Here is a 1,371-nt window from a genome sequence, read left to right as displayed (position 1 = left end):
AAACGTGGCCAAGATGAGAGTCCGCATAGCGGCTGCGTACTTCCGTGCGGGTGGTGAACAGGGTGTTGTCCTCGTGCACGGTGATAAAGGATTGATCAATGGGTTGGGTAAAGCTGGGCCAGCCGGTGCCAGACTTGTATTTGTCTTTCGACGAAAAAAGCGGTTCGCCACTGATCACATCCACATAAATACCTTCGGCCTTGTTGTCCCAGTAACGGTTCTGGAAGGCGCGCTCGGTGGCATCTTCGCGGGTGACCTTGTAGACCAGTTCCGGCAGGGATTTTTTCAGTTCCTCGTCGCTGGGGCGCTCAAAATTATCCGGCCCCTGCCATGACTGGGTGACCTTTTTTTCAAGCCAGGGCCGGTGGCTCGGGTCGTCCCAGTGCTCTTCCAGGAACTGGTCCCTGCCGGAGCGATAGCGGTAGTACTTGTACTTGATGGAGTGCGTTTTGTAGTAGTTCTGGTGGTAGTCTTCGGCCGGATAGAAGGTATCCAGTTTGGTGACATCGGTAACGATGGGCTTGTCGAAACGGCCGCTTTTTTCCAGGGCAGCCCGTGACGCTTCGGCGATTTTCTTCTCGTCAGCCGTCTGATAAAAAATTTCGCTGCGGTACTGTTTACCACGGTCCACAAATTGCCCGTTGGCATCGGTTGGATCAATGTGTTGCCATAACCAGGTCACCAGATTGGCATAGCTGACTATCTCGGGGTCGTAGATCACCTTGACCGCTTCGGTGTGCCCGGTGTTTCCGGATGCCACCTGCTCATAACTGGGGTTCAACTCGTCACCACCGGCATAACCACTGATGGCATCGCTCACGCCGTCCAGTTGCTCAAAGTCGGACTCGGTACACCAGAAACAGCCACCGGCGAAATAGGCTTCGGCAGCCAGGCTCGGCGCGCTGATCACCAGCAATCCCATTAATGTGATAATTCGCATAATTTTTTACCTCCTGCCTGTTGGATGCAGCCGATCGCGATTTGTTGCAACTGTTATGGCTTACATCACCGGTGTGCGCAAACGGACAGGGCGCACGGCCGGAATCTGTCATGGTGCCAGCCTGACATAAACCGGGGAGGATGCCGTGAAGAGCAGACAAAGGCTGGCCATTATTGGCCTGTGGTTAATGGCCGGGTGGTGCCTGGCGCAGGGCCCGGCACTACAGCTGGCGCAGAGCTATGAGAAAGGGATGGCGCTGCAGGGGTATTGGGTCAGCGAAAAGCTGGACGGGGNGCGGGCCTACTGGAATGGGGAGCAGTTGATCAGCAAAGGCGGGCACGTGATCAAGGCGCCGGCCTGGTTTGTGCGCGGTTATCCGGATACGCCCATGGATGGAGAGCTGTGGATGGGGCGCGGGCGATTTGCACAGG

General features: G+C 56.4%; 1 protein-coding gene and 1 pseudogene. One reads left to right on the top strand and one right to left on the bottom strand.

Features of this window, described 5'->3' with window-relative positions:
* Positions 1-940, bottom strand: a 940-nt coding sequence (gene msrA / locus A3730_RS07790; protein ID WP_197477363.1) for a peptide-methionine (S)-S-oxide reductase MsrA, incomplete at its 3' end; no start/stop codon positions are given.
* A gap of 145 nt (positions 941-1,085) precedes the next feature.
* Between msrA and A3730_RS07785 the strand changes: the two are divergent.
* Positions 1,086-1,371: pseudogene (locus tag A3730_RS07785) on the top strand (DNA ligase); the annotation flags it as partial.

The sequence above is a fragment of the Alcanivorax sp. HI0044 genome, from assembly GCF_001634945.1.
The sequence above is the reverse complement of the archived record's forward strand: the minus strand, read 5'-3'. Positions and strand labels throughout refer to the sequence as shown.